19 protein-coding genes are annotated in these 25,743 nt (G+C 48.9%); 13 read left to right on the forward strand and 6 right to left on the reverse strand.

Annotated features, from left to right (window positions below; all coding sequences use genetic code 11):
• A partial coding sequence (locus IC229_RS35585; protein WP_223834371.1) for a hypothetical protein occupies window positions 1-242 on the forward strand: 242 nt, incomplete at its 5' end.
• A 256-nt stretch (window positions 243-498) separates the two neighbouring features.
• Here the strand turns inward: IC229_RS35585 and IC229_RS33880 are convergent.
• Window positions 499-1,065 (reverse strand): hypothetical protein, encoded by a 567-nt coding sequence (locus IC229_RS33880; protein WP_190893285.1) that lies wholly within the window; start codon window positions 1,063-1,065, stop codon window positions 499-501.
• Between the two features lie 45 nt (window positions 1,066-1,110).
• Window positions 1,111-3,285 carry a hypothetical protein gene (locus tag IC229_RS33885; protein ID WP_190893287.1) on the reverse strand — a complete coding sequence of 725 codons (2,175 nt, stop codon included), beginning with the start codon at window positions 3,283-3,285 and terminating at the stop codon, window positions 1,111-1,113.
• A gap of 333 nt (window positions 3,286-3,618) precedes the next feature.
• On the opposite strand from IC229_RS33885, the gene IC229_RS33890 reads away from it, so the two are divergent.
• The 11 genes from IC229_RS33890 (at window position 3,619) to IC229_RS33940 (ending at window position 19,419) form a co-directional block, all read left to right on the forward strand.
• Window positions 3,619-7,281 carry a DUF6443 domain-containing protein gene (locus IC229_RS33890; RefSeq protein WP_190893288.1) on the forward strand — a complete coding sequence of 1,221 codons (3,663 nt, stop codon included), beginning with the start codon at window positions 3,619-3,621 and terminating at the stop codon, window positions 7,279-7,281.
• Between the two features lie 10 nt (window positions 7,282-7,291).
• Window positions 7,292-7,732 carry a hypothetical protein gene (locus tag IC229_RS33895; protein ID WP_190893290.1) on the forward strand — a complete coding sequence of 147 codons (441 nt, stop codon included), beginning with the start codon at window positions 7,292-7,294 and terminating at the stop codon, window positions 7,730-7,732.
• A gap of 345 nt (window positions 7,733-8,077) precedes the next feature.
• Entirely contained in the window at window positions 8,078-11,269 is a 3,192-nt protein-coding gene (locus IC229_RS33900) for a hypothetical protein (protein WP_190893292.1), read from the forward strand.
• 928 nt (window positions 11,270-12,197) lie between these two features.
• Window positions 12,198-13,361: a tyrosine-type recombinase/integrase gene (locus IC229_RS33905; protein ID WP_223834372.1), complete on the forward strand. Its 1,164-nt coding sequence runs from the start codon at window positions 12,198-12,200 to the stop codon at window positions 13,359-13,361.
• A gap of 239 nt (window positions 13,362-13,600) precedes the next feature.
• Window positions 13,601-13,789, forward strand: a complete 189-nt coding sequence (locus IC229_RS33910; RefSeq protein WP_190893295.1) for a helix-turn-helix domain-containing protein — start codon at window positions 13,601-13,603, stop codon at window positions 13,787-13,789.
• Window positions 13,790-13,832: 43 nt separating this feature from the next.
• Window positions 13,833-14,747, forward strand: a complete 915-nt coding sequence (locus IC229_RS33915) for a toprim domain-containing protein (RefSeq protein WP_190893297.1) — start codon at window positions 13,833-13,835, stop codon at window positions 14,745-14,747.
• A 3-nt stretch (window positions 14,748-14,750) separates the two neighbouring features.
• Complete coding sequence (locus IC229_RS33920) at window positions 14,751-15,230, forward strand: JAB domain-containing protein (RefSeq protein ID WP_223834373.1); 480 nt, start codon at window positions 14,751-14,753, stop codon at window positions 15,228-15,230.
• A gap of 201 nt (window positions 15,231-15,431) precedes the next feature.
• Window positions 15,432-16,355: an ArdC family protein gene (locus IC229_RS33925; protein WP_190893299.1), complete on the forward strand. Its 924-nt coding sequence runs from the start codon at window positions 15,432-15,434 to the stop codon at window positions 16,353-16,355.
• 262 nt (window positions 16,356-16,617) lie between these two features.
• The gene (locus tag IC229_RS33930) at window positions 16,618-16,824 is read left to right on the forward strand and encodes a hypothetical protein (RefSeq protein ID WP_190893301.1); all 207 of its coding nucleotides are present in this window, start codon (window positions 16,618-16,620) and stop codon (window positions 16,822-16,824) included.
• A 166-nt stretch (window positions 16,825-16,990) separates the two neighbouring features.
• The gene (locus IC229_RS33935) at window positions 16,991-17,947 is read left to right on the forward strand and encodes a caspase family protein (RefSeq protein ID WP_190893303.1); all 957 of its coding nucleotides are present in this window, start codon (window positions 16,991-16,993) and stop codon (window positions 17,945-17,947) included.
• Between the two features lie 11 nt (window positions 17,948-17,958).
• Window positions 17,959-19,419: a hypothetical protein gene (locus IC229_RS33940; RefSeq protein WP_190893305.1), complete on the forward strand. Its 1,461-nt coding sequence runs from the start codon at window positions 17,959-17,961 to the stop codon at window positions 19,417-19,419.
• A 131-nt stretch (window positions 19,420-19,550) separates the two neighbouring features.
• Here IC229_RS33940 and IC229_RS33945 read toward each other — a convergent pair whose 3' ends face one another.
• The 4 genes from IC229_RS33945 to IC229_RS33960 form a co-directional block, all read right to left on the reverse strand.
• Complete coding sequence (locus IC229_RS33945) at window positions 19,551-19,949, reverse strand: hypothetical protein (protein WP_190893306.1); 399 nt, start codon at window positions 19,947-19,949, stop codon at window positions 19,551-19,553.
• Window positions 19,927-22,683, reverse strand: a complete 2,757-nt coding sequence (mobF, locus tag IC229_RS33950; RefSeq protein ID WP_223834374.1) for a MobF family relaxase — start codon at window positions 22,681-22,683, stop codon at window positions 19,927-19,929. The genes IC229_RS33945 and mobF overlap by 23 nt, the downstream gene beginning before the upstream one ends.
• Before the next feature lie 174 nt (window positions 22,684-22,857).
• Window positions 22,858-24,525, reverse strand: a complete 1,668-nt coding sequence (locus tag IC229_RS33955; protein WP_190893310.1) for a serine hydrolase domain-containing protein — start codon at window positions 24,523-24,525, stop codon at window positions 22,858-22,860.
• A gap of 72 nt (window positions 24,526-24,597) precedes the next feature.
• Complete coding sequence (locus IC229_RS33960) at window positions 24,598-25,407, reverse strand: helix-turn-helix transcriptional regulator (protein ID WP_190893312.1); 810 nt, start codon at window positions 25,405-25,407, stop codon at window positions 24,598-24,600.
• A 166-nt stretch (window positions 25,408-25,573) separates the two neighbouring features.
• Between IC229_RS33960 and IC229_RS33965 the strand changes: the two genes are divergently transcribed.
• On the forward strand, window positions 25,574-25,743 hold a 170-nt coding region (locus IC229_RS33965), incomplete at its 3' end, for a helix-turn-helix domain-containing protein (RefSeq protein ID WP_190893313.1).

The following is a 25,743-nucleotide window of genomic DNA, read 5'->3' on the forward strand; positions in this document are numbered from 1 at the left end:
TCCCATCTGAGCTGGCAGGCCCCCAACGGGGGGACGCTGGTGCGGGATGGCAACCTGGATGTGTTCAATATAAGTTCAGCCAACGCCGGTACCTACACCTATTCATATACGGCCACCAACGGCTGTACCAACTCGGGGACGATCCAGCTGACAGTCAACCCCCGGCCACCGATTCTGACGCTGGTGGCCTACCAGTCGACGAGTTATTCGGCCCTGTCAGCGCTGACGGTCTGTCCGGGTAACACCGTCAGCTTCGGCATGGGCAATGACATCTCCGACGGCTCTCATCTGAGCTGGCAGGCCCCCAATGGGGGGACGCTGGTGCGGGATGGCAACCTGGATGTGTTCAATATAAGTTCAGCCAACGCCGGTACCTACACCTATTCGTATACGGCCACCAACGGCTGTACCAACTCGGGGACGATCCAGCTGACAGTCAACCCCCGGCCACCGATTCTGACGCTGGTGGCCTACCAGTCGACGAGTTATTCGGCCCTGTCAGCGCTGACGGTCTGTCCGGGCAACACCGTCAGCTTCGGCATGGGCAATGACATCTCCGACGGGTCCCATCTGAGCTGGCAGGCCCCCAATGGGGGGACGCTGGTGCGGGACGGCAACCTGAATGTGTTCGACCTGAGCTCGGCCAACGCCGGGACCTACACTTATTCCTACACGGCCACCAACGGCTGCACCAACTCGGGGGCGATCCAGCTGACGGTCAACCCCCGGCCACCGATTCTGACGCTGGTGGCCTACCAGTCCACCAGCTACTCGGCCCTGAGTGCGCTCACGGTCTGCCCGGGCAACACCGTCAGCTTCGGCATGGGCAACGACATCTCCGACGGCTCTCATTTGAGCTGGCAGGCGCCCAACGGGGGGACGCTGGTGCGGGATGGCAACCTGGATGTGTTCAATATAAGTTCGGCCAATGCTGGTACCTACACCTACTCCTACACGGCTACCAACGGCTGCACCAACTCGGGAACCGTCCAACTGACGGTCAATCCACAACCCGACGCCAATCCCTGGACCTGGCGCGCGGACGACGGCTTCCAACCCACCCACGCCACCAGTTATACCCTCTGCCCCGGTACCAGCATCGGCTTCGGCTTAACCTACTGGCCCATCCCGGACGGCTATCGAATGCGGTGGACCGGCCCTACGGGCGACTATCGGGAAAATCAGAACTGGGTCCACGAGCCCCTGGTGGGCACCTATACCTACTCGGTCACCGCCGCCAGTGGCTGCACCGCCAGCAACCAGGTGACCATTTATGCCACCCCGCCCAACTACGCCGCTGCCCTGGATACCATCACCTGTACCAAGTTTACCGGCTGGCTGGCCGATCGCAACTGCCAAAAACGATCGATCCACTACCGGGTCTACATCGATGGCCAACTGGTCAATACCCCCGCCGATCCGATCGCCAACGGCCATCGCCCCGACGTGGGCAATGCCTTGCGTAGCACTACCGTGGTGACGGCCAACGATTACAACGCCTACGGCTTTAGCTGGTCGGTGCCGACGGCCTACCGGGTGGGTTCGCACACAATGGTCATCAAGGATGTCAACGGGACCACCTTGCTGGGACCCACAACCTTTGGGCTGGCTTCGGTGACGGCCTACGTGTACGCCAACGGGCAGGGGGCCCGTACTCTGTCCTCCTACACGGTCTGCGAGGGTAGTGGGGTGGGCTTCGGTCTGGACCCCCACCCCGTTCCGACGGGCAATGTGCAGCGGTGGTACCGGCCCGACGGCTCGGTGGGCGTCACCAATAACGGCTGGGATATTAACCCCATCACGGCAGCGCAGCAGGGCACCTACGTTTACAGCGTGACCACGGCGGCTGGCTGCACCCAGTCGAAAAGTGTTTCCTTCACGGTGGGCGCTCAGTACCAGTCGTGGCTGGATGAGGCGAGCTGCACCCGGATCCGGGGCTGGCTGATCAACCACAGCTGTAACGCACAGGCGGCCTACCTGAAGATCTACATCGATAACCAGCTGGTCACCACCATGCCCACCAACGAATCGCGACCCGACGTGCGCAACGCCCACGTACCGGGGGGTAGTTTTACCACCTATGGCTTCAACTGGACGGTACCCGAGGCCTGGCGGGTGGGCAGCCACACGATGGTCATCAAAGATCTGAGCAATAACACGCTGCAGGGGCCCACAACCTTTGGGCTGGCTTCGGTGACGGCCTACGTGTACGCCAACGGGCAGGGGGCCCGCACCTTGTCCTCCTACACGGTCTGCGAGGGTAGTGGGGTGGGCTTCGGTCTGGACCCCCACCCCGTTCCGACGGGCAATGTGCAGCGGTGGTACCGGCCCGACGGCTCGGTGGGCGTCACCAACGATGGCTGGACAATCGGCGCCATGACGGCAGCGCAGCAGGGCACCTACGTTTACAGCGTGACCACGGCGGCTGGCTGCACCCAGTCGAAAAGTGTTTCCTTTGTGGTCCAATCTGTTGCCCCGCCGACCATCAACAGCACCACCATCTGCAGCGGCAGCAGCGCCACGCTGGTGGCGGGTGGCTGCAGCGGCACGGTGAGCTGGCTGTCGACGGGGACCACGGGCAGCAGCTTCGCCACACCAGCCCTGACCCAGACCACGAGTTATTCGGCCACCTGCACCCAGAACGGCTGTACATCCCCGCCCCGGGTAGCGACCGTGACGGTAGGCACCAGCTTGGCTCCACCCACCTCGGTGACGGCTACGCCCAGTACCATCACCGCTGCCCGTTCGGTGACGCTGACAGCCACCGGCTGTGCCAACACGACCACCTGGCAATGGGCGGGCGGCTCCGCGACGGGGGCCAGTGTCGTGGTGTCGGTATCCCAGACGACGAGTTATTCGGCCCGTTGCCAGAGCACCACCGCCTGCCAGAGCAGTCCGGTCGCCGTGACGGTCAGCCTGGTGAGCATCCCGCCGCCGACGATTACCGCGTCGGCCAGTGATCTGTGTGGTCCCCAGGCGGTGACCTTGACGGCGAGCAGCTGCCCGGCGGGCGCCATCACCCGCTGGTCCAACGGGATGAGCGGTTCCCCCTTGAGCATCACCGCGACCAGTACGGCGACCTATTATGCCTATTGCACAATTAACGAAGCCGAGGGCGAGCATTCGACCACGGTACAGATAAGCGTCAAACCGGTGCCCACCGTCACGGGGGCGCTGAGCTACACCTACGGCCAGACCGTCTCGCTGACGGCGACGGCCCAGGGGGCGAGCAGCTACAGCTGGGTGGGTCCCAACGGCTATACCGCTTCGGGGTCGCAGCTGCAAATCCTGGGGGCCAGCAGTAGCACAGCGGGTTCCTATACGGCGGTGGCCACCTTTGGGGCGACGGGTTGTTCGACCTATACGGTGGTATCGCTGACGATGGTGACGGGGCAGATCCAGACCGGCGCGCTGAGCTCAGCGAGTGTGTGCGCGGGTTCAGTGCTGTCGGTGCCCTATGCGACGACGGGCAGCTTTGGGACGGGCAACGGCTTCCGGGTGGAGCTCTCGGCGGTGGGGGGCTCGTTTGCCTCCTCCACGACGATCGGCAGCGGGACCAGCAGTCCGCTGTCGGCAACGCTGCCGGCGAGTCTGAGCCCGGGGACCTACCTGCTGCGGGTGAGCAGCAGTACGCCCCCGGTGAATGGCACGCCCTCGGTGACCACGCTGACCATCTCGGGGGTGCCCTCGGTAACGGCCGCGACGGCAAAGACCCTCTACAACGAAGGCGAAAGCCTGACGCTGACCGCCGGGGTATCGGCCAGTGTGGTGGGCACGATTCAGTACCGCTGGAGTGGCCCCAATAGCTTTACATCGGCGCTGCAGAACCCGATCCAGGCCACGGCTACGCCGGCCATGAGCGGCTCTTATTCGGTGGTGACCACCAATGTCGCGGGTTGTACGGCCATGGCCCAGGTGTCCTTGACGGTGAGTCCGACTTCGTTTAGTTGTACGTGTCAGGACTGCGATCAGCCCGAGGTGCGGGATACGGATAACCCGACGGGGGCGGCCCAGGCCACGGCGGGCCAGAACTACGTGCAGGAAAGTGTCCAGTTGAACGAGGCTGGCACCCAGGCCGTGCATACGCTCACCTATCTCGACGGCTTGGGTCGGCCCATCCAGCAGGTGAGCGTGGGCACGGGCGGCAAAACGACCGCCGTACCCCAGGCGGACGTGATCCAGCTCCGGGAATACGATGGCTTTGGGCGGGAAGCCACGCAGTACCTGCCCTACGCCAAGGCCAGCAACGGGGGCGCCTACCGGAGTGACGGGGCCAGCGCGGTGAGTGGGTATCACAATGGCACGTTGAGCCGCTCGAATAGTCCCACGACTACGTTCAACTTCGAAGCCTCACCCCTGAACCGGGTCATCAGCCTGCAACTACCGGGCCGCACGAGTGCCCAAACGCTCGTGTACCGAACCAATACGGCCAGTGAACTGAAGCTGCTCACCTTCAATTTTGCGGACAAAACCATTACGGTGTCCACGTATGCGGCCGGGCAACTCTACGTGACGGAGACCACCGATGAAAACGGCCAGAAAACCACCGAGTACAAAGACAAAGAGGGCCGGGTGGTGGGTAAAGACGTCGCGGGCCGCAAGACCCTCTACGGCTATGATGACTTCGGCCAGCTACGGTGCGTGGTACCGCCCAAGGCCAGTGGCAGTCTTTCAGGTAGTTTCAATCCGGTGACGACCACCAACGACCTGTTGTTTGGCTACGACTACGATGAGCGGGGCCTATTGATCCAAAAGAAAATCCCCGGGGCGGGCGTATCCAGCCTGACCTACGACAGCCGGGACCGGCTCTGGAAAGCGACCGACGCCAAGAACCAGACGGTGGTGACCACCTACGATAACCTGGACCGGGTGGTCAGCACCAGCCTGGCGGGCGGGCAGGTGCTGACCAAGACCTTCTACGATACCTACGGCTACGGTGAGCAGGGCTTTGACGTCAGTCACGCCTTCGGGCAGGCGCGCCTGACGGGCCAGCTGCAGGGCATGGTGACCGGCAACTGGAGTTCCCTGCTGGGGGAAGGGACGGCGACGGCGGGGCTGACGGCAACGCTGGTCAGCAGCACCTATTACGATGAGCTGGGCCGGGTGATCCAGACCGTATCGGACAACCACAAGGGGGGCAAAGATCGGTCCTCCTCGCGGCTGGACTTCATCGGACGAAGCCTGGAGCAGAAGCTCAGCACGACAGGGAACAGTAGTTTGGAGGTAGTGGTGGAGACGCGCACGGCCTACGATGCGGGCAGCCGGGTAAAATCGGTGTGTCAGCGGGTGTCGGACAACGTCCAGGCGCCCATCGGCAACGGCATCCTGGCGTATTTAGAGCCGGTGGCCCGCCACCAGTACAATGGCATCGGGGAGCTGACGACCAAAACGCTGGGCTGTGAGATCCAGACCCTCAACTACGACTATAAAATGCAGGGCTGGCTGGCCCGGATCAATGATCCAGCCAATCTGAATGCGGGTTTCAAACCGGCCGATAAGCATTTCTTTGGGATGCAGCTGGCCTACGACGGGGTGGGCAACATCATCACCTGGGACTACCGCAACGCCCAGACCAGCTACGGCCCCCCCTACGATCTGAACCAGCGACCAGCGTATGGGTACAGCTTTACTTACGACGCGCTGAACCGGTTGAAAAGCGGGGGACTCACCCAGCAGGGGCAGGCGGTGTTCAGCCTGAGCAACCTCGCTTATGATGATAACGGCAATCTGGATGCGCTGACACGTACGCTGCAGGGCGCGGTGGTCGATGATCTGCGCTACAGTTACAGCGCTACCTCGAATAAACTCAGCAGTGTCAGTGATGTTGGTACCAATCCAGCGGGAGGCAATGCGTTCGTCAAGGACGGGACCGCCACTTACACCTACGATGCCAACGGAAATCTGAGCTCGGATAGCGGCAAGGAGCTTTCGGCCATCAGCTACAACCACCTGAATCTGCCCAAAACAGTCACGCAGCAGTCGGGTCAGGCCATCCACTACGTTTATTCGGCGAGTGGGCAGAAGCTGCGGGCGATTTTTCCGGGAGTGGGTGGTGGACAGCCTAAGACGTACGACTACGTAGCGGGGCTGGTGTACGCGGGTAACCAGCTGGAGTTTATTCCCACGGCGGAGGGTCGGGTGTTACCGCCGGGTCTGGCCAGCACCACGGTGGTGCTGGGGACCAGCAATACGGTGGTGGCGACGAACCAGTTTTACCGGTATGAGTACCATTTGAAGGATCATTTGGGTAACTTGCGGGTAGCCTGTCGGTGCGGGGAGAAAGCGGTGGCTCAGACCCCCTCGGATAGTTACATCCCGCTGGTGGTGCAGGAGCAGCACTATGATCCCTTTGGACTGGACTTGAGTAGTTTAAGCACCAAGCCGGGACTCAATGCCAATCGGTTCAAGTATAATGGTAAAGAAGAGCAGCCAGGCATAGGCTGGATCGATTACGGGGCCAGGATGTATGATCCCCAAGTTCCAAGATGGTTGAGTGTTGATCCACTAAGTGAATTAGATTTTCATCAGTCAGGGTATATGTATGTATCCGGCAATCCTATAAATCGCATTGACCTCTTTGGTCTGACGGATACGACTTACGTAGTCAAACCTGGAACGAAAAGTAATATACTGGATGCTGTCACAGTAAGAGCAAAACACAATAATCCGCTGAATAACAGTATTGCGGAAAACTGGGAAATTGCTCACATTAGAAACAGGAGGCAATATGGTGAAAATAGCCCGTATCAAAAACATTTTAGAGCTGGCGGTAATGAAGCTGCAGTGATTATAGGGGCGCCTATTGCAGCCATCGGAATGGTGGAAGCAGGTGTCGCCTGGAGTAGCTTGTCCAGGCTAGAGCAATTGGATAAATTGGCGGCAGTAAAGCGATTCTATTCATTACCTGCGATTACATCTAGGTTAAGTGTTAATTTAATAGGACAGGCATTAGGAAATCACTTAAGTAAAGGCCAGAACAAAATTGAATTGATTTCCATTGGCGCCGATTTTTTACTACCTAGTTACGTGGGCTTGGGAATTAGTTCAGTTTACGAATATTCAGGAAATTCTGAAGGTTTTGAATTTAATCGACAAAAAAATGGCGATATCGCTGCCAAGTTAGCATCTGGTATTGTTTTTGGCGCGGCAGGTGACAAAATTTCTGATTGGGTTTCACCTAATGGAGGAGTAACGCTAATGGGGACAATTTTTGATGCAACGTTGGAAACTTGGCATCAAACATTTGATGCAATAATGGAAAGTGGTAAGAAAAAACCTTAAATATTAAAGAATGAAACGTGGAAATAAGAATTTCTTAGGTATTCCGAAATTCGTGTTAAATATTTTGTTTTTTTCTGTAGTTTTCATCTCTATTTTTTTTTGGACATTAGATATTAATGAAAAAAAAGAAAGTAAACTTCAGACTTGTTCTAGGTATACTATAGGGACTATCACTGATATAAGTAAGCGTGCTTATAAAAGTGCTGATTGGGTTTATGTCTTTACTTATAGTAATCAAAGGGTAGAGCGCGCTGGTCGACCAAATCCAATAAACCTTCATCAGTGGATTTTTGGGAGTAATAATCCTTGGGAAAACAATTGGAAAGGTCATCGAATCTGGGTTCAAGTCTATTGTAATGATCCAAAGTTCCATCGAGTTCTTTGGGATAAAGAAGTACCAGACTCTATTCGTAACATCCCAGAATCAGGCTGGGAAGTCATACCGATTTAGGCTAAAATACTAGTCGCTGCCTCTCATGCAAATCCGTAGGCCACTATAATTAACAAACTATCGTTTTTGACAAACTGATACTTTCATAGTGTTCAAGCGAACGTTTTGAGTTTTGTCTAAGATTTAAACTTCAAGTTAAATCATTAAATAGATTCTTATGTATAATCTACTAATCATTGAACAGTTGAGTTTTTGAATGATAGCCAATTTATTAATCTGATATAGACCCGATTAATGTTCGATTTGCTCTTATTTCTGTTATATAAAGTGTATTAGAAATAAGTTTATTAATTGAGCGTAACTAGAAATTTTAATTGACTTATTTACAAACTAGTTCCTATTACTATGAACCGCATTTTACTACTATGTTTTGCTTGTGTAGTTGTTTTGGGATCAATACAAAATGCTCAAGCTCAAAAAAAAGAAGTTCCAACGGATTCTCTGAATCCAAAGCCTGGCCATGCACTTACCAATGCGATCGATAGCCAGATTGGCTTCGATTACAGCAGTATTACACCACTTTCTCCAACGGCTGCCTCGCTGGGCAGTTATGGAGAAGTTCCTGTGAGTTTATATTCAGGTACACCGAACATTAATATCCCCTTGACTACTTTATCAGGCGTTGAACTAAAAGTTCCTCTCTCTTTATCATATCGCGCAGCCGGTATTCGCGTAGAGGAAAATGCATCCTGGGTTGGGTTAGGCTGGTCCCTGGAAGCAGGTGGAGTGATTACGCGAAACATTCGGGGGAAAGAGGATCGGGTAGCTGAATCAAGTGGAATGATACCTTTCCGGTTAGGCCTTCCATTACTTTCGGCAACGCAAGCTCAGCAAAAAGCAACTTTTAACAAACTTCAGGATTACAATAATGGAAACAGCAATTATGATTTCGAGCCTGATGTGTTCAACTACAATTTCATGGGGTTGTCGGGCAGTTTTGTTTTTGACAGCAATGGCCAGCCTAAGTTTAGCAATTATAGCAATTATAAGGTAGTTTTTACCAGTAAAAACCCGGGCGATGCCAGTATTCCAAGCACGTTTACACTAACGACAGATAACGGAACAATTTATGAATTTAACGAAGTAGAAAGTACACTTACATCTGGGTTAGGTGTTTCAGGGGGTATCACTGCCTGGTATCTGACCCGTGTAAGCTCAGCAACCGGTAAAGAAGTGATTGACTTTACGTATTCGCCGGAGGGCTATGTATATCATACGCCTCCCCGGTATGCCAAAATGATCTCGCCGAACGGAACCACTCAAAACAGTCCTTATGTTCAGCCTTCCTGTAGAGCTTCAATGCAATATAGGATATGCAATACCGTGAGCTTAAACGGCAAGCGGCTGAATCGAATAACGTTTCAGGGAGTAGGCATAGTTGATTTTGTGGCCAGTGCAACTGACCGACTGGATTTAGGTCTGTTAGGGACGGTAAACAACCCAAGGTATTTAGATGAACTGTTGATTAAGGATGTAGCGGGAACGGTAAAAAAACGGTTTGATTTTGATTATGAATACGTTGAAACGTTTTCCCCCTACACTGGTATAAATGGTACGAGTGGCTGCCCAACACCGGGCGCTAGTACCAATTATTTGAATCAACGACTTTATTTGAAATCATTGAAGGATAAATCCTCCGCTGATGTTACCCAACAACAAACTTACAAATTTACGTACTCCGATCGCACATTTAATGGTAAAGATGGGCTCCCTCATAAACTCTCCGCGGCTCAGGATCATTGGGGGTTTTTCAATAATAAACTCACCAATGAAGATCTATGGCCGGGGTTCTGTGGCCCCTTTGGAACGGCTGATGACTATTTTGTACCACAAATAGTATGTTCCCCCGGTGCTGGTGTTACTGCCATGGAAGAATGGCACGTTACAGGAGCGGACCGCAACCCATCTTTTCCATACATGCGGTATAGCACCCTGCAAAGTATTCAATACCCGACTTCAGGGATTACAGAATTCACGTTTGAACCAAACACTTATGATTACATAGGGAAAGATTATATACGCCCAACACTCCCTACATGTGCCCCTGCTGAAAGCCTGACGATGGCAGGAGGGCTGCGAATTAAAGAAATAAATAGTAAGATTGACGGGACAGCAGTACGAAGTAAAGAATATAGCTATAGCTATGGCGTTTTGCGAGCCCAGCCCTTTTACTACAGTTATTTTTATGCAGAGGGTTGCAATAATTTCATTTATGCCAATTGCAATCAGGAGTCATCAAATGCTGACTTTAGAATATATGCAGAGGTAAATTGTGGACCCGTTAATGACGTAGGCTATCGATATGGGAGCCATATTGGTTACAAGGAGGTAATCGAGCGTGAGTTTTCGGGTACGGGTAACGCTAAAACTTATAACGGAAGCACCATTTATACTTATCGCACAGAACGGGATATACAGGAGCCTACAGGCCCTTCCTCAGGCGATGTACGATCCTACATCTTTAGTAAGGATGGTGGCCAAGTAGTAGATCATTATAGAGAACATCCCATTCTTAGCCAATATTTATTTCCGTATTTCCCCGGTAGAAATATAGATTGGGCAACCGGTCAATTGCTAACGAAGACAGCCAAGAATTCGGCGGATCAAACAGTTTATAAACAAGAGAATACCTACACAAATGACTTTTTAAACGGAGTTCCAGCGGCTAAAGCGTATACATTACGTAAAGACCTTGATTACATCTATGTAAACTACAATTTTATTGAGGGATGGCCAAAACTCACTCAGCAGGTTGAGACTACCTACGATGTCAATGGTCAAAATGATGTAACCAGCACTAAAAACTTCTATTATGCCAGTGCCAATCATAAATACCTGACAAGTGAAACGTTTACGGGTAGTGATAATGCTCAGGTTGAAACGGAACATCGCTATATTGAAGATTATAGCAATTCGGCGATGGCGGGTGTCATCGGCACCTTAAAAAGTAAACGTATTCTCAACAAAGAAGTGGATGTTCGTCAGAAGAAGCGTGATCTTACCGTGAAAGGTTCGGTAACTGAGTACAATGCGGACGGACAGCCCTCGGCGATGTATGCCTTAGAAACAGCCATACCAATCAGCGTCGGATTTAATTCATCCGCTTCCGTACCTGCTTCGTCTTACATTAAAAAGCAGGAATTTTCATATGCCGATAAACGTCTCCAAACAGTTACCTTATACGATGGCGCGCCTAAGACGTATTTATGGGCGTACAGTTCCATGCGGCTGGTAGCGGAAATTAAAAACGCCACCTATGCCGATGTAGTCGGTACGGGTGAAAATCTGACAGAGTTGTCAAACCCTGGGGCAACAGATGGAAATATCCGCACTGTACTCCAGAATATACGGGTAAAACTGCCCAATGCCTTAATGAAAAGTTATACACATGATCTTATTTATGGGGTTAGTTCGACGACCGAACCCAATGGCATCACCAATTATTTCATTTATGATGCTTTAGGGCGATTAAGCCTGATCAAGAATACTAAGCAACAAACAGTTAAGAGCTATCAGTATAATAATAAACAACCTTAAGCACGATATTTCTAGGAAATGAAAGATAAGGCTATTGTGATGAAAAGTTATACTGGTCCGTTAAACAGAATAGTATGTTCAAAGCCGGCCATCCCAGTAGTGTAAATATAGGAGTTGCTCAACTGGCATGAGCCCAAAGGGGGCAGCTAATTACTTTACAATCGGTAGCGACTATCTTGTTTAGGAAATATTGGTCTTTTCATGCCCTGTTCTTTGTAGAGCAGGGCATGATTTGTTTACATTCCTTCGGCAGATTAGTCTTGCACCAGTTAGCGGATTGAATAGAATCAGAACCGAGTGTTCACAGATACCCATATGGGCAGGGGACTAAGTAGGGGGCTTAACTAAAAAAACGACTATCAAGACTATAATCTTTTAAAGCCCATAAGTGATTAAAATAATATCCTGCTCGAGCATGCGATTAGCCAATAGGGACTAACGCTGATCTTTATTTTCAGTCAATCAGAACATTGTTTCGGAGGTTTTCGCGGCCAACTTGTAAACGACACTTCCGTTTATCGACCTAAATGATAGCTGACACGCTAGGATTGTTCACAAGTTTTCGTTGCATAAAGAATAGCCAGATGATACCATAGGTTATATGGACATTCATCGTAACTGGGGGCATACTTGGGGGCAGCCAGCTGAATGATCCATTTTAACACCAATCAATTCAAGCACTTGGGACGAAAATGGCGATGCGGCTACGGGCACCAATCTCTTTTTTACTGACATTATCCATCCTTACCAAAATGCGAAATAGTCAATTTTCGCAGCACGTTAAGGCTATCATCCCGTTATCCATATATTCCTATCATCTACCCACACTAACCAAAAGTGGGGGCATTAATGGGGGCATGAAATGGCCAATGGATACGGGGATATTTAGCAGCGCGAATCAGGGGGTGCACTAATGGCTTTGTCAAATATGACCTGTCAAACAGCGAAACCTAAAAGCAAGCACTATAAGATGGCAGACGGGGAGGGCTTGTATCTGGAAGTTACCCCGAATGGGACAAAATTATGGCGGCTTAAGTACCGAATTCATGGTAAGGAAAAACGCATTTCACTGGGTGCCTACCCTGCCGTTTCGATAGCCGATGCCCGTAAGGCCAAAGAGGAAATAAAAAGAGACATAAAGGTTGGCATCGATCCCGTCTTAAAGCGGTTACAAGCCGCTCAGACACAGGCATTGACTCAACAACGGGATTTTAAATCGATGGCCCTTGAATGGCACGGCAAGCAGATGCCTTTGTGGAAGCCCAAACATGCCGACATCATTAAGCATCGTTTTGAGAAATATGTATTTCCGTCCTTAGGTAGCTTTCCACTGGCGGATATAAAACCCTTGATGATGCTCAGTTGCCTTCAGAAGATCGAAAAAACAGCCCCTGATCTGTCTCGTCGGATGAAGGCCGCCTGTAGCCATGTCTTTAAATATGCCATTGCGACCGGCAGAGCAGAAAGCGATCCCACCTATGGGTTGGAGGCTGCGATGAAGAAATTTAAGCGAGGACATTACGCATCCATTTCGGTCGATGAATTTCCCCAGTTTCTCGCACGCCTTACTGATTATGAGGCTCATGTTCATCGGCAAACTTTTCTGGCCCTTAAACTATTGCTGCTGACATTCGTGCGTACGGGCGAACTGGTGGAAGCTAGATGGGACGAAATCAATTTTGAGAAAGCGATGTGGGTTATTCCTACGGAACGGATGAAGATGAACCTTCCTCATATCGTTCCCTTATCGCACCAGTCGCTGGCAGTTTTTCGCGAGCTAAAAGAACTGAATGCGCACCGGGACTTTATCTTTCCCGGTTATTATAACCCGAAAAAGCCGATGAACAAAAATACGATGCTGGTTGCTATCAAGCGGATGGGCTATAACGGCAAAATGACGGGCCATGGCTTTCGCTCCCTGGCCTTAGGCATTTTAAAAGAGAAATTGGGCTACCCGCATGACATTGCGGATCGGCAACTGGCGCACGTTCCTAAAAGTAGTGTTGACCGAGCGTATGACCGCGCCCTTTTTTTACCACAACGGACCAAAATGATGCAGGATTATGCTGATTACATTGACAATGCTCTATAAAAGAATGTTGTCAGTTTTATGATAGGCCATTATATCGCTGGGATGTTTTGTTTGGCCAGTCAATGATACACGTATGCGGCAAGTTTTGGTATAACTGTTTTACGGCTTTTGACCCAGCTTATCGGTTCTTGTTTGTTCTTTACGAATACCGTTTTTGATTGACGTTAGGTATTTATTCCTTATATCATGATTATATTCCTACTTCATGTAGCGAAATCATATTCAGATAGGGGGAAGCTATGCCGACGACAAATGAAGCACTGTTAGATCGAAAAGAAGCCGCCAAGTACCTTCGCATCTCTCCCAATACCTTAGCCGTGTGGGATTGTACAAAACGCTATGACCTGAAACCGCTCAAGGTAGGCCGCGCTGTCCGCTATCGCCGGTCGGAGCTGGATAAGTTCATTGAGCGTCAACTTCAGCGGTAAATAACTCCCCTACTCATTCTCATCATTTCTCAGGAGGTCGCCTATGAACATTGATCAGGCGAAAGCGATAGCTATTGTCGAAATTTTAGCCCGACTGGGTATTCATCCTAAACGTACCACAGCCGATAAAGCTTTATATCTCTCACCAATCCGCAACGAAAAAACCCCCAGCTTTTGGGTATATACCAAAACCAACCGCTGGCATGATTACGGCGACGGTCGGGGTGGTGACCTCGTTGATTTCACTACAGCCTATCTGCAATTTACACGAGAAGCGCATACCGTATCAGATGCTCTGCGCTGGATTGGCAATATGGGTGTTACTTCTTATGAGATTGTACCCATGCACCGATCTAGCGATCAGTTTGCCAATGAAAATGCATCGCTGGTGCTAAAATCGAAAAAGCCCATTCAGCATGTGGGCCTAATTCATTATCTCGACAAGCGCGGCATTCCGCTGGACGTTGCCCGACGCCATCTCAAAGAATTGCGCGTTCACAATACGCAGACAAAAAAGTGTTTTACTGCTCTGGGTTTTCCCAACGAAGAAGGCGGCTTTGAACTGCGTAATCCGTTTTTTAAAGGCTGTTCACGTCCAAAAGCCATCAGCTTTGTACGGGGGAGTGTGCCGAAGCTCGAAGGCATCCATCTCTTTGAAGGCTTTATGGATTACCTGTCGGCCATCACGCAGTTACGCGGCAATGGTTTGGCCGACGATGCGATTATTCTCAATTCGTTGTCCTGTCTGAAACAGGCCATCGCTTATATGCAAAATTACGGCTATCGCGTCGCTTATAGCTGGATGGACAATGACGAGGCCGGAGCTAAAGCCCAAACTCTTCTAACCGAATTTTGCCAGACACAAGCCGATTTGCGACATACGTCGATGAATAAAGTCTATGCCCCGCACAAGGATGTCAATGCGTGGCATATACATCAGCTTAAGCTAACGTTGTGAGGTATGGTCATGTCACAATTGGCTATTCAATCACTTTTTACGGTCAATGAAGTCGAAATCAGCTATCGCAACAAAACGCCCTATCAAAATCGCATTCAAATCGCCTGTTCGCTCACAGCTTACGAGATACTCCGCCAAGCCTGGGACGAGAATAAATTAGAATTGTTTGAGCAGTTCAAGATTTTGCTGCTCGACCGAAAGAACAACTGTCTGGCGATTTCTGACATTGCCACTGGCGGCATGACCGCTTGCAACGTCGATCCAAAATTCATTTTTGTGACGGCCCTGAAAGACAATGCACACGGGATTATTCTAGCCCGCAACCATCCATCGGGTAATCTGCAACCTAGCGATCAAGATTTAGCCTTGACGCACAAACTCTCTGAATGTGGCAAACTACTTGATATTGACGTGCTCGATCACCTGATCGTAACGCCCGGTAATTATTACTCATTTGCCGATGAGGGCTGTATGCCTCGCTAAGGCTAATCGGTTTAATTTCATTTTACCAATGGTTGGGTGGCCTTGGGGTCTATACCCGATGCCACTCATTCACCAACCACAATTTTCTCCTGCTTCGCATTCCCTGCCCCACCAAAATTCTGGCCATGCGACGTTCGCTGGTTCACTTGCTAAGCTGCCGTGTTTTTCTTCCCCATAACCCCATCCACTGGAGCATGAAACATGACCAAACCGAGTACCCGCAAAGCAACGTCAACTCTGATCATACAACCGCAGGATAATGTTTACACCCGTGTTACGGCCAAGATTCTGACTGATTTAGAACAAGGCAATCTGTCCTGGCGCAAGCCTTGGCATTCCGAACACATAGCTAGTCAGGTCATGCGTCCGCTACGCTGGAACGATATTCCCTACACCGGCATTAATACGCTAATTTTGTGGAATGAAGCCAGCGAAAAAGGCTTTACCTCCCCCTACTGGATGACCTTCAAACAGGCCATCACCTTGAAAGCCAATGTTTGTAAAGGCGAGAAAGGCACCCAGATTGTCTATGCCGACAAATTCATGAAAGAAGAGGAGGTTGCCGATGGTGAAACCAAGACGAGCCAAATTTCTTTCCTCAAAACCTATACCGTCTTCAACGCATCCCAAATCGATGGATTATCCGATGCATTCTACAAAACGCCAGAACCCGTTGCTGTCAATAAACAAACGCGTAATCAAGAACTCGAACAGTTCTTTGCTCACACGAAAGCCGACATTTATACCGGCTCGAAAGCGTGTTACACGCAAAGTATCGACCGTATTCAAATGCCGCCGTTCGAAACCTTTGAAACCGCCATGCGCTACTATGCGGTATTAGCGCATGAGCTAACGCATTGGACAAAACATCCATTGCGTTTGAACCGTGATTTAGGCCGTAAGACATACGGCGATGAAGGTTACGCTAAAGAAGAACTCGTGGCCGAATTGGGAGCCTGTTTTCTAGCAACTGATTTAGGCTTTGAACCCATGCCCGAGGAGCATCACGCGGCTTATATTCAATCTTGGCTGCAAGTGCTGAAAGATGACAAACGCTTTATCTTCCAGGCCGCATCCTACGCCCAGAAGGCGACCGAGTACATTCAGAAGCTGGTTCATCCATAATAGCGTGTTTCTCTAAATCTAAACGGGTTTGTTTATCGTGCTTCGATTGGCGCTGTCATGCCATTCCTTTCTGGGTTGGTTGATTAGAGATGGCAGCCTAACGCAGTCGCTATTGAATGGCGCTTATCCCGCCTTGTTTCAAAGGCTCTAACGACTACGGCTAAAAATAGACACTTGCATCGATTTTTAGTCTACGGGGAGCTGTCACCGCTTAGCTGCGTCTGATAGCTTCCATCATCAACCAAACAGAAAAGGAGATTTGATGATGACTAACCAAACCGAAACCACTTCCAAAAAGCCAACACATTCGGCTTATATTCTCAAACCGAAAGCTAATTCCGAACAATCGGACTGGATTAAAGTGGGGGCTGCCTGGAATCACGGTGATAAAGACGGACTAAATCTGTCGCTCACTATCCTAGGCCAAAACGTTCCGGTGATTATCCGCCGAAACAAACCGAAAACCTAATCGCAATAAGGCCGGAGGGAGTAATCTCTCCGGCTTCAACTTCATATAGTATAGAATAAAATGACTGCATTTAGATGATTTTGGGCTGAGATACGGGAAATTCCTCGTTGTCCAGTGATTATATAGTACTGTAGTTTGCAGAGATTTAATGTATTGCTTCCTACTTATGAATCTACACTATTTTTACAAAAGCTTTCTGTGTAGTGCATGTGCTTTTTTTATTATAACAGTTGGATTAGCACAACCAGAAGGATTTGCAGTTTTGGTCGGTGTTCAAAGTACAAATGCAGTATGTAAGCCTGGTGATTTCTTTGATAATCGGGCAACTGCTGGTGTAGGTAAAGATATTGATAAAATGCGTCAACTTTTGCGGCAAGCAAAATTTAAAGATGCAAATGTTAAACCGCTATTAACTAATACAGAAACAACTGCCGCATCTATATTGAAATCGCTCTCTGATATGATTCCTAAAGCAAAAGCCGGAGATTTGGTCGTCTTTTATTTTTCTGGTCACGGTGATACATTAAGGGATACTAACCGTGACGAGCTTTCTAAATTCGACGGCGTGCTAATTGCTAGTGATCGTTGTGTGATTGATGATGAATTAGATCCTATCTGGCAAAAATTTCTCCCAGGAGTGCGTTTGGTGATGATTGCAGATGCTTGCCATGCAGAATCATCATATAAAATTAATTTTCTTGATCATCGAATAACTATTGAGCCATCACCTAAAAGACAAACGGGGACAAGGGGACGTAATTCTCTGGCAGAAAAATCTTTACAGCCAACCGTACGATTTAAGAATGAAATTCTATTTGATCAAAGCCGGAGAGATGCATTTGGAACTTGTCTTGAAACAGCTCTCGATCCAGCTCAACCTTACCAAATGATCTATGTCAGTGCCTCGCATGAAGCCACAACAACTGGTGGGGCAAGCAATGGAAGCTTATTTACGGACGAACTATATCGAAATGCTCGATTAGTTGATCCTAATCAGCCAGTTCGATTAACCTACCGCAAACTAATGGAACGTATTGATACATGCCCTTCAACTGTAACTTACGCTGAAGTTGGGGTACTCAGTCCACAGTTTAAGAACGATTATTTCCTAAAAATTCGCTAAGCTATACTGACATGAATAAACAGAAGGTAATGATTTGGGTATTAATTGTAGGACTAATTAGCTGCTGCAAACCCACTCTTACGGTTCAGCGAATAACTACAATGCCTTCTTCTTCCGGATCGGATGATGAAGGAGGATTATACTACGCTCTTCCTATGACGCTCATTTCAGTTGAAATCCCCATTACACAAACAACACGTAAGCAAGGAGACTGCTTTTGGGACGAGGCACTTAAAGAGCGATTAGGGACTAAAGATGCTGCCGTTTTAATAGCTAAATGGAAAGCTAGTCGTGATTCTACATATACTTTCTATAAACTTAAAGAAGACCAAATCGCAATTACTGCGAGACCTATACCTGATCCGAGTAAAGTATTACATGTTTTATTAGTGGGTAAATGGAACAAAAACAGAGAGTTGACAGCAACGCTCAATGAGTTAGGCCAAATGACTCAGGGAGAAATGGTAAACCAAGACCGAACATTCGACCTAGTAGTCCAAGGTGTTCAAAGTGTAGCTGGTATTGTCTCTACGCTTGTGGTACCAAAGTCTGCTGGACAATCAACAGGAACAAATCTTGCAGATGCAGATAATTTCGATTTGATCAGTATTGATAAACGCAAACGCAATCTGATTGCTGTTCGGGCGGCTCGAACACAACTTATTCAATCGTCTGATAACGTCGGCGCAGAAGGCATACTCAAGAGGAAATTAGATGAATTAGACAAATTGGAGGCAGATCTACTTTCTCATTTAACATTTGATGAAACTAAAACTCAGGTAATTTTACGAGCTGACATATTGATTCAAAAAACAGGTAGCTCACCGTTTGACAGTTCCACCCCTATACTGACTTTCAGTGAAGAGGCCAAGCCAATTCTTCACTTTGAGCCTGACGCCGGTACCTACCAGAATGAATATCTTAGACAATTTGCTGATTTTAATAGTACTCCTGCCGGTGGTGCAGAAAAACTATATACTCTGACAGTATCCTATACTTCAGGAAAACAACTTGCCGATTACGTTAGCGAACCGCCTACGTCGTCTACTGTAGCACGCGGACTGGCTTATAATGTACCGGTTTGGGCTAGGGCTAAAGTTAAGGTGAAGCCCAAAACCGATCCTGAAAAAATAGTTGCAGTTGCTACAGTTGCTATGCCTCAGTGGGGTAAAGTAGCTTATTTACCTGAAAAGGCGTCCAGTACTGGTTTTGAATTTGACCCTTCAACAGGATCGTTGCGCAAACTGTCGATAAAACAACCGGGTTTAACTGCCGATCAGATTAGCAAAGCGGGCACCGCTCTCAATTCTGCTGCTACACTAATTCAGCCAGAATCGTTGACAGCACCACTTGGCAAGGCCACACGAGATAACGACTTGATTGAACAGAAGATACGAGCCGCTAAGCTGCAAATGCAGTATGACAGTATAACTCAGGTTAAAGATAAATTAACACCAGCCCTTAAAAACTAGAAAGATATGTAAGAATCAAGATTGCTGCTGACGCTTCGGTTTATTAAGTATGAATACGACTATTGATATATTATTTTATACTTTTCCACTTATAAAATAATATACACCCTTAATCTACGCAAAACTGTTTTTCATTCGCTTTTAATCGAAATTTCAGTCACAATATAGTCTTGTGATTGCCTACTGACGTAATAGCGCGGATTGCCAGCTATAATCGTCTTGGGAATATGGTTCAGTAACAAATCAAACAGTAAGCCTAGCAGATAACCCTTCAGGGTGACGTTCTGCCCACCGAAGTCAAGCAGCATTACGTTCAAATTATCAGTGAGTACCAAATCGACCGACACCAGATAAGCATAATTGAAAAACGCCCGTCGCCCATCCTCCCAGACCAGACAAAGATTCCGCACGGAACTATCGTTATCATGCAATTCCGTATTTGCAACCGCATAACCCGGTAGGTTATTGCTGGCTGTGTCCTTAATCTCATCTTGAATGAAATTCGCCCTAAAGTGCTGGACGTGGTGCATGACTGTTTGGCTTTCGCTGGATGGGCTTCGGCTCGCTTAGCGTCACATTACGTTTGAGAGCTGGTTTCGCCTTTGGTGGTACAGACTGCGAATTTCTTATTATGTGCTCGACAGCCTTCCGGCTTGGTTTAGTGCGTTTCACCAACTCCAACGCTGAAAGGCGATCTCCTAATTCGGAGGTATGAGCCAGTAAAGCCGCTTTGTCGTCTGTATAGATATGCACACTGTCTCGCGCCCGTGACACCGACACATAGACCTGGTTGAGATTGGTAGCCGGAAACGTGCTGGCCGGTTGCGCGATAAACACTTCATCTACGGTCTTGCCCTGTGCGGCATGAGAAGTCAGGCAATAGCCATGCGCGATATGGCCGAAATGAGCCGGTACCGTATAAGTGGCTTTGCTTGCCTTGTTGTGTAGGCGCAAAGCCCCGTTTGGCTCAATGGCGATAACGTCCAGCATTTGCCCGTTGGTCAATCGTTTTTTGTTAGCATCATATCCATTACGGGTAATCCGTATTTTATCGCCTTTGGAGAAGACAATTTCGGTTTGGCGGTACACGTCGAAGACTTCCATTCGCTCAAGCGGCAGGGTGACTCTTTTCCCACTGGCATCCTGAATATGTACTATCCCACTGACCACGGATTGCACTGACCAGCGTGAACCGCGCTCAATGCCTGCCGCATTTTGGTTGAATTGAATAATCTGTCCGTTGCGGAAATTCCGATGATCGCTTTTTTCGGCTTGGGTCATATTCGTATTGACCAGTTGTGGCAGGGCTGTTTCTTCTTTGGTAATCCGTCCAGCTTCGCGCAGTTTGTCGCGAATGGCTATAGTAACCCGTTCGCCTTCCTGATGCGTCGGTGAAATCACCAACGCGGTTTTCCCTTTTTTCAAGGTTGATAAGTAATCATTCGCCAGTGTGGCAAAGGAATTGACTGGACTCAATGTTTTGATCGCCCCCATGCTGTCTAGTACAGCGAACGCTTCACCTACCTTATTTTCTGCCAACATTTTCACTGCTTTGCGATAGTCCAGATTGTGTTGCCGATAGACACGGCTTACTTCGGCGGATTTGATACCAGCCACCGTATTAAGAATCCGTAACGCATCTCCACGAATCACACTAGCATGTTGCCGCGTATCGCCACTTAAAATCAGCCGCGCGTTTTTCTGGATGACCAATTGTAGCAGAGCCGTCATCACTTGAGTGTTCAACAGTCCGGCCTCATCCACCCATAATAGGCCATCTAGCAGCTTATCTTGCAGTTCAGTTGAGGAGAGCAGTTTGGCGACGGTTTCAGCTTCGCTAAAGCCTTCCTCCCGCAACACGCCCCGTGCCGCTTGCGCCGTCGGTGCCACAACGGTGACTTTACGCCCTACTTCCTCGATCAGCCGAATGGCTTCTTTCATCAGGGTGGTTTTGCCGGTTCCAGCACGCCCACGGATGATCGACACACGGTGCGGGGTTGTCAGCACATGAGAGACCGCTTCATATTGCTCACCCTCTAACGCGATTGCAGGGGCAATTGGATAAAGTGGGGGCACACTGCCTTTGCCGTGCTGAGCTAATGACACCATACGTTTTTCCTCACGCAACACCTCTTTGGTGGTGCAGAGCATTTTGGCTCCATCCTTGACCCGAATAACCCGCTTGTCGCTGGCAAAGCGGTCGGTAATTTGGTCAACGGTCAACGTTGGATAACCCAGCCCTTGCCGATAGGCCATTTCCAGTATCCGCCGGTCGTGCATGACCGACACCCGTTCAAATCGCATAGCAAGAGCGTGATTGATACATTGCTTGGGTGAGGGAGCCACCAGAGGCTTAATAGACGCAAAGCGAATAGGCTGATCGCCTTCGCCTTTATCACGCATTCCCAACGCAAATATCTGTTTGCGCCATTCCTGCTTGAGTTGGGACATGGTCAGACCCTTCTGCTTTTTGGCGCGGGTTCGCGCGCCAAGCTGATCCAATTCGGCCTGATCGGTAATACCTAATTCTTTGGCAATCTGGCCGATTTCGTTGGTGCGTTTGGAAAACAGGTCGATGATATGTTCCGGCACACCATCGATTTCAAACGCTTTATCGGTACGTCGGATACGATAGCCAAGCTCGACTAGTTTATCGGCCAGACGTTTGTGAAACCGTGCCTGATAATACGGCATATCCTGTTTGATCGACCGGAATTGTCCAGCCTTGAATTGATTTTCAACGACATCCCACGTTACGTTGAACACAAAGGAGTGGCAGTGAAGGTGAGGATCGGGCACCTTGTCATCGACCGGTCTTGCCGTTTGATGGATAAAATCGGCCCAAAGTAGTTCACCCGTTGGCCGGTCTTCATCCTTACGATTTTTACGAACCCGGGTTTGGGCATCGGCCTCAATGTCTCGCATCGTTTCCTGAACGCTTGCCTGAAACGCATCTAAAATGTGATTGTCGTCTGTCAGTGCATGAATGATAGAAACGGACTTCGGGCAGTGAAAATTGATGTCGTAACCGACAGTACGATTGTCTTTTCTGCGTGGCGTAAGCGACTTACCCGTCAAGGGATTAAGATTGTCACAGAGAGCGTGGAACGCTTTTTGGGCGGTTAAACCCTCAATGCTAAGCCGTACAGCAACACGGCCATGAAAGTAGCCTGGGTATTCCTGATCGTTCAGGTAATAGTCAGCCCCATTAAGGGAATCACTGAAGTACTTCTTCGCTTGACTGGAAGATGTATTTTGAATCATGCGTATCATACATGATTCTATACATCAGAAACGACTGATGGACGGGCAGATTATCCGTTTATTATAAGTTGTAATACAAGGATAAACCAGATTGCTGGGCGTAAAGTTATTTGCCATTGAAAAGCGCCTGAACACGTAACTTCTAAATAGAACAGAGATTGATGACAGGCATTTCTAATTGGAAATTTTTAATGCAGGCAAAATATACTCACTCATCATCTTATCAACTTGGGGATGAGCGTAAGGAGCACCAAAGGCGGTAGCCGTAACCACGATAACCAATGGCTGGTCCTTGAAGACATAGATTTTATTGCCGCCATTGCCCGCACAATAATACGTCTCATAGGGATGGCCATTTACCTTGTACGTTCGATTCCAAAATAAGTAGCCATAGTGCTCATTTTCCCGACCTGGTATAACTTTATGCCGAGTGAATGTCTTTTCAACCCAGTCTTTCGGCACCAGTTGCTGCCCCTTCCACTGGCCGCCATTTTTGTATAATTGGCCGTATTTCGCAAAGTCGAGGGCATTCATGCGAATGCCACCGGCGGTGTTGGCTACCTTTTGAGGGGTGTATTGCCATTTGTACTGGGTAATTCCCAATGGCCGAAAAAGTTTTTCATCTGTGTACTTTTCCAAGCCGCCTGGTACCCGTTTATCAATGATATCACCCAGCAAGACCACGCCAGCCGTAAAATAATGCCATTCTCCCGCCTTTCGAACTGAATCAACCGGTAAGTCCAATGCAAATTTTACCCAGTTACTGGTTGGATACATCTTCTCCTCATTGCCAGCCGATTCACGCTGGTCATCATTCCCTTCAAAAGCGGCACTCATGGTGAGCAAGTCCTTCAGGGTAATCTTCCCTTTTATGGGTGAGTAATGAGCAAAATCCTTTAGGTTATAGAATTCTTGCAAGGACTGATTTTCACTTTTCAGGTAGCCTTCACCCAAGGCTATCCCGGCTGCGGTTGAAGCGAACGACTTACCCACCGACCGGACATCATGCAATGTGTTGCGATTGGCTCCATTAAAATATTCTTCGATGAGTAGCTTACCATTTTTGAGCACCACAATACTGGATATATCCTTGAAGACGAACGCATCCGTTTTACCCTTCAACTCTTTGATTTTATCTGCATCGAATTTTTCAGTAGAAACGGCTATATCCTGATACGGTTGAGGGATTTGCAACTGAACAGTGGCAGGATCAATTTTGGGGTCCAGTTGAACGGTCAATGCCAGTTGCCCCTCGGCTACGATCGAGCCAACATTTAGATCGGGCGCATTGGTGAATGGGCGTATTTCCAACTTTAACATGTGTTGGCCGTCGGTCAGAGCCTGTTGTCCGCCGTTTCGCAGGAACAAACTCCAGATTGATTCCCCCCATGTCCGCTGGCGGGGATAGGCAATCAGGGAATTTTTGAGTATCGTTTCAGTCCGTTTAGTCTCCGATGTGATATTATCCGGTGGCAGGTTGCAGGTATAGATCAGGTGACTATCCACGTAAAACGAAAATTGATAGCTGCCGACGGTCGCTAATTCCTCCGCCGATCGGTTCGGGGACAATCGGTGTAGCTGCTCAACCAAGGTACTACCCATAAAAGCCGTTAGATATAATTGATTTTTGGGAGTTAACGTGTAGGCCGTCAAAAAAATGGGATCTCGACCCGTCTCAAGAGAAATGTTGCTGGCCGCAAATTTGACTTGGCCTCGATAGGTATGGCCTGCAACCGCAGCAGCGCGATCAGTCTGAGCTAAAGCAGGTTGTATTCCCCAGTTTGGTACCACACAGTTTGCGAAGAAACAGATGGCCAGTAGATAACGATAAATCCGGATCATGTTGGTTTAATTTGTTGCCACAAACCTATAGATCAACCAGCCCTGAAAATAGAACAGATTTAACATCGCCCCTTACTGGCCCAAAAGAGACCGGTAAACCGTTGGCTTACATCGATAGATTTCTTGAAAGCACCGGATAAAGTGACTCTGATCAGCAAAGCCGCAGGCCAACGCAATAGCGGTTAGGGAATGCGTTTTCTGAGCCATCAGGGCGAGCGAATGCTGAACCCGGATGCTTCGAATATAGTGGCTTAGTGTACAGTTGAAATACTGAGGGAACGAACGGGATAAATGAACGGGGTGGACACCCACTGTTTGGGCTAAGGCGGGTAAGGTCCAGTTTGCTACGGGTGCATCATGTAATAGGTCTCTTACCCGAATGGCCCAGTCAGGCCGATTTCTATAGGTGTCTTGCTTATAACCGGCTATACGTGAAATGGCTTCAATCAATAACGATTGAATTGCCAAGTGCTTGATAGAGTCTTCTAGTTTGAACTCTCTGAAAATTTTGTAGAGCAAAACTTTCAGTTGTGGATCGATCAGGTTTAGGCTGCCTTGCACTTGGCTTAGGTCCAAGTCCAGGCCCGCCAGCCAATCGGGCTCTAATTCAATATGGAATCCGCGCGTAAAACCGGGGGGCTTGCGATTGTAATGTGATTCCTGCCAATAATGAAACAACAGGCTTCCTGCGGAACAGTGATAGGTTTCCTTTTTGTTGCCCTCCAGGACACACCCTTCTAGAATAAAGGTGAAGTAAGCATTCTGATGATAATGCCAGTCCACCCAATCGTGGGTGTACTCGGTATCGGTTAGGGTAAGCCCATCCAACTGAATCAATTCATTGGTTTGCCCATAGAACTGGCCGGTTGTTAAGTTGATCATACTTGTTGAGAGAATTAGTCGCCTATTATAAACAATAAACAGGCTTGAGGCAAATTTGAATGAGCTGATGTCCACCTTAAATAGGACTGATACCAACTCGATCGAATCACGACGGACGGCTTATTGATGTGTGATTAGGTTTGCAAAGATTGACACTTTGTTAATCATGACAACTTACAAACCATCTGACTACGAGCTATTGCGTAGACGGTGCGCAGATCTAAAAGATCAGGGCTGGAAACAAACCAAAATTGCGCAAGCCTTGGGATTAACCGAAGGTTGGGTGAGTCGAACGCTGAAAAAATATCAGCAAGATGGCCAAGCTGGTTTAGCCTG

Source organism: Spirosoma profusum, assembly GCF_014699005.1.
In the GTDB taxonomy this organism is placed as follows: Bacteria; Bacteroidota; Bacteroidia; order Cytophagales; family Spirosomataceae; genus Spirosoma; species Spirosoma profusum.